Raw genomic sequence first — 5,019 nt, 5'->3', positions numbered from 1 at the left:
AGCTAAGCGACTTCCATATCTCACAGGGGGCAACCCCCAACTACTTCCGGCGTTCTAGGGCTTAACTTCTGTGTTCGGCATGGGTACAGGTGTATCTCCTAGGCTATCGTCACTTAACTCTGAGTAATACCTACTCAAAATTGAATATCTATTCAAACCAAGAAAACCGTTCGCTTTCATATTCTCAGTTACTTTGGATAAGTCCTCGAGCTATTAGTATTAGTCCGCTACATGTGTCGCCACACTTCCACTTCTAACCTATCTACCTGATCATCTCTCAGGGCTCTTACTGATATAAAATCATGGGAAATCTCATCTTGAGGTGGGTTTCACACTTAGATGCTTTCAGCGTTTATCCCTTCCCTACATAGCTACCCAGCGATGCCTTTGGCAAGACAACTGGTACACCAGCGGTAAGTCCACTCTGGTCCTCTCGTACTAGGAGCAGATCCTCTCAAATTTCCTACGCCCGCGACGGATAGGGACCGAACTGTCTCACGACGTTCTGAACCCAGCTCGCGTGCCGCTTTAATGGGCGAACAGCCCAACCCTTGGGACCGACTACAGCCCCAGGATGCGACGAGCCGACATCGAGGTGCCAAACCTCCCCGTCGATGTGAACTCTTGGGGGAGATAAGCCTGTTATCCCCAGGGTAGCTTTTATCCGTTGAGCGATGGCCCTTCCATACGGAACCACCGGATCACTAAGCCCGACTTTCGTCCCTGCTCGAGTTGTAGCTCTCGCAGTCAAGCTCCCTTATACCTTTACACTCTGCGAATGATTTCCAACCATTCTGAGGGAACCTTTGGGCGCCTCCGTTACCTTTTAGGAGGCGACCGCCCCAGTCAAACTGCCCGTCAGACACTGTCTCCGATAGGGATCACCTATCTGGGTTAGAGTGGCCATAACACAAGGGTAGTATCCCAACATCGTCTCCTTCGAAACTGGCGTCCCGATCTCATAGACTCCTACCTATCCTGTACATGTGGTACAGACACTCAATATCAAACTGCAGTAAAGCTCCATGGGGTCTTTCCGTCCTGTCGCGGGTAACCTGCATCTTCACAGGTACTAAAATTTCACCGAGTCTCTCGTTGAGACAGTGCCCAAATCATTACGCCTTTCGTGCGGGTCGGAACTTACCCGACAAGGAATTTCGCTACCTTAGGACCGTTATAGTTACGGCCGCCGTTTACTGGGGCTTCAATTCATACCTTCGCTTGCGCTAAGCACTCCTCTTAACCTTCCAGCACCGGGCAGGCGTCACCCCCTATACATCATCTTACGATTTAGCAGAGAGCTGTGTTTTTGATAAACAGTTGCTTGGGCCTATTCACTGCGGCTGACTTAAAGTCAGCACCCCTTCTCCCGAAGTTACGGGGTCATTTTGCCGAGTTCCTTAACGAGAGTTCTCTCGCTCACCTGAGGCTACTCGCCTCGACTACCTGTGTCGGTTTGCGGTACGGGTAGAGTATGTTTAAACGCTAGAAGCTTTTCTTGGCAGTGTGACGTCACTAACTTCGCTACTAAACTTCGCTCCCCATCACAGCTCAATGTTATAGAACTAAGCATTTGACTCAGTTCACACCTCACTGCTTAGACAGACTCTTCCAATCGTCTGCTCTAGTTAGCCTACTGCGTCCCTCCATCACTACATACTCTAGTACAGGAATATCAACCTGTTGTCCATCGGATACACCTTTCGGTCTCTCCTTAGGTCCCGACTAACCCAGGGCGGACGAGCCTTCCCCTGGAAACCTTAGTCTTACGGTGGACAGGATTCTCACCTGTCTTTCGCTACTCATACCGGCATTCTCACTTCTATGCGTTCCAGCACTCCTCACGGTATACCTTCATCACACATAGAACGCTCTCCTACCATACCTATAAAGGTATCCACAGCTTCGGTAAATTGTTTTAGCCCCGGTACATTTTCGGCGCAGGGTCACTCGACTAGTGAGCTATTACGCACTCTTTGAATGAATAGCTGCTTCTAAGCTAACATCCTAGTTGTCTGTGCAACCCCACATCCTTTTCCACTTAACAATTATTTTGGGACCTTAGCTGGTGGTCTGGGCTGTTTCCCTTTCGACTACGGATCTTAGCACTCGCAGTCTGACTGCCGACCATAATTCATTGGCATTCGGAGTTTATCTGAGATTGGTAATCCGGGATGGACCCCTCACCCAAACAGTGCTCTACCTCCAAGAATCTCTAATGTCGACGCTAGCCCTAAAGCTATTTCGGAGAGAACCAGCTATCTCCAAGTTCGTTTGGAATTTCTCCGCTACCCACAAGTCATCCAAGCACTTTTCAACGTGCCCTGGTTCGGTCCTCCAGTGCGTCTTACCGCACCTTCAACCTGCTCATGGGTAGGTCACATGGTTTCGGGTCTACGTCATGATACTAATTCGCCCTATTCAGACTCGGTTTCCCTACGGCTCCGTCTCTTCAACTTAACCTCGCATCATAACGTAACTCGCCGGTTCATTCTACAAAAGGCACGCTCTCACCCATTAACGGGCTCGAACTTGTTGTAGGCACACGGTTTCAGGTTCTATTTCACTCCCCTCCCGGGGTGCTTTTCACCTTTCCCTCACGGTACTGGTTCACTATCGGTCACTAGGGAGTATTTAGGGTTGGGAGATGGTCCTCCCAGATTCCGACGGGATTTCACGTGTCCCGCCGTACTCAGGATACTGCTAGGTACAAAGACTATTTTAAATACGAGGCTATTACTCTCTTTGGCTGATCTTCCCAAATCATTCTTCTATAATCTTTGAGTCCACATTGCAGTCCTACAACCCCGAAGAGTAAACTCTTCGGTTTGCCCTCCTGCCGTTTCGCTCGCCGCTACTAAGGCAATCGCTTTTGCTTTCTCTTCCTGCAGCTACTTAGATGTTTCAGTTCACTGCGTCTTCCTCCTCACATCCTTAACAGATGCGGGTAACAGGTAGTACCTGTTGGGTTCCCCCATTCGGAAATCCCTGGATCATCGCTTACTTACAGCTACCCAAGGCATATCGTCGTTTGTCACGTCCTTCTTCGGCTCCTAGTGCCAAGGCATCCACCGTGCGCCCTTATTAACTTAACCTTATTTTTCTGACCTTTCAGTCATAAACTCTTATTAATACTACAGCGTTTTCGGTTTATTTTCTTGTTACTATTTGATATAGATATTCAATTTTCAATGTGCATTACTTGGTGATCTCTCACCAATGGAGCCTAGCGGGATCGAACCGCTGACCTCCTGCGTGCAAAGCAGGCGCTCTCCCAGCTGAGCTAAGGCCCCACAAGACCTCTCAAGACTAAACAAGACCAATGCGCAGTTCCTTTTCCTTAGAAAGGAGGTGATCCAGCCGCACCTTCCGATACGGCTACCTTGTTACGACTTCACCCCAATCATCTATCCCACCTTAGGCGGCTGGCTCCTTACGGTTACCTCACCGACTTCGGGTGTTACAAACTCTCGTGGTGTGACGGGCGGTGTGTACAAGGCCCGGGAACGTATTCACCGCGGCGTGCTGATCCGCGATTACTAGCGATTCCGACTTCATGTAGGCGAGTTGCAGCCTACAATCCGAACTGAGACTGGCTTTAAGAGATTAGCTTGCCGTCACCGGCTTGCGACTCGTTGTACCAGCCATTGTAGCACGTGTGTAGCCCAGGTCATAAGGGGCATGATGATTTGACGTCATCCCCACCTTCCTCCGGTTTATTACCGGCAGTCTCGCTAGAGTGCCCAACTGAATGATGGCAACTAACAATAGGGGTTGCGCTCGTTGCGGGACTTAACCCAACATCTCACGACACGAGCTGACGACAACCATGCACCACCTGTCACCTCTGTCCCGAAGGAAAACTCTATCTCTAGAGCGGTCAGAGGGATGTCAAGACCTGGTAAGGTTCTTCGCGTTGCTTCGAATTAAACCACATGCTCCACCGCTTGTGCGGGCCCCCGTCAATTCCTTTGAGTTTCAACCTTGCGGTCGTACTCCCCAGGCGGAGTGCTTAATGCGTTAGCTGCGACACTAAACCCCGGAAAGGGTCTAACACCTAGCACTCATCGTTTACGGCGTGGACTACCAGGGTATCTAATCCTGTTTGCTCCCCACGCTTTCGAGCCTCAGCGTCAGTTACAAGCCAGAGAGCCGCTTTCGCCACCGGTGTTCCTCCATATATCTACGCATTTCACCGCTACACATGGAATTCCACTCTCCCCTCTTGCACTCAAGTTAAACAGTTTCCAAAGCGTACTATGGTTAAGCCACAGCCTTTAACTTCAGACTTATCTAACCGCCTGCGCTCGCTTTACGCCCAATAAATCCGGACAACGCTCGGGACCTACGTATTACCGCGGCTGCTGGCACGTAGTTAGCCGTCCCTTTCTGGTAAGATACCGTCACAGTGTGAACTTTCCACTCTCACACTCGTTCTTCTCTTACAACAGAGCTTTACGATCCGAAAACCTTCTTCACTCACGCGGCGTTGCTCGGTCAGACTTCCGTCCATTGCCGAAGATTCCCTACTGCTGCCTCCCGTAGGAGTCTGGGCCGTGTCTCAGTCCCAGTGTGGCCGATCACCCTCTCAGGTCGGCTATGTATCGTCGCCTTGGTGAGCCGTTACCCCACCAACTAGCTAATACAACGCAGGTCCATCTGGTAGTGGTGCAATTGCACCTTTTAAGCAAATGTCATGCAACATCTACTCTTATGCGGTATTAGCTATCGTTTCCAATAGTTATCCCCCGCTACCAGGCAGGTTACCTACGCGTTACTCACCCGTTCGCAACTCATCCAGAGAAGCAAGCTCCTCCTTCAGCGTTCTACTTGCATGTATTAGGCACGCCGCCAGCGTTCGTCCTGAGCCAGGATCAAACTCTCATTAAAAGTTTGAGTTCTCACTCATTTCTGTCACTGACAGATTTATTGTTTTTTTCATTGTTCAGTACTACAACCTTAGTTGTAGTGCCCTGCACATTGGTTCGTCTTGTTCAGTTTTCAAAGGTCTTTGTCACT

At 49.9% G+C, this 5,019-nt stretch carries 1 tRNA gene and 3 rRNA genes; all 4 read right to left on the bottom strand.

Annotated elements, in window-relative coordinates:
• Position 1: 1 nt before the first annotated feature.
• A 5S ribosomal RNA gene (gene rrf, locus ACLNCP_RS09945) occupies positions 2–117 on the bottom strand.
• A 76-nt stretch (positions 118–193) separates the two neighbouring features.
• A 23S ribosomal RNA gene (locus ACLNCP_RS09940) occupies positions 194–3,095 on the bottom strand.
• Positions 3,096–3,220: 125 nt separating this feature from the next.
• Positions 3,221–3,293, bottom strand: a tRNA-Ala gene (locus ACLNCP_RS09935).
• Positions 3,294–3,344: 51 nt separating this feature from the next.
• Positions 3,345–4,890: ribosomal RNA gene (locus ACLNCP_RS09930) — 16S ribosomal RNA — on the bottom strand.
• Together the 16S, 23S and 5S rRNA genes with 1 tRNA gene alongside form the textbook arrangement of a ribosomal RNA operon.
• Positions 4,891–5,019 lie beyond the last annotated feature (129 nt).

The sequence above is a fragment of the Streptococcus sp. CL6.35 genome (assembly GCF_049737915.1).
Taxonomy (GTDB): Bacteria; Bacillota; Bacilli; order Lactobacillales; family Streptococcaceae; genus Streptococcus.
This window is presented reverse-complemented; position numbering and strand designations above follow the sequence as displayed.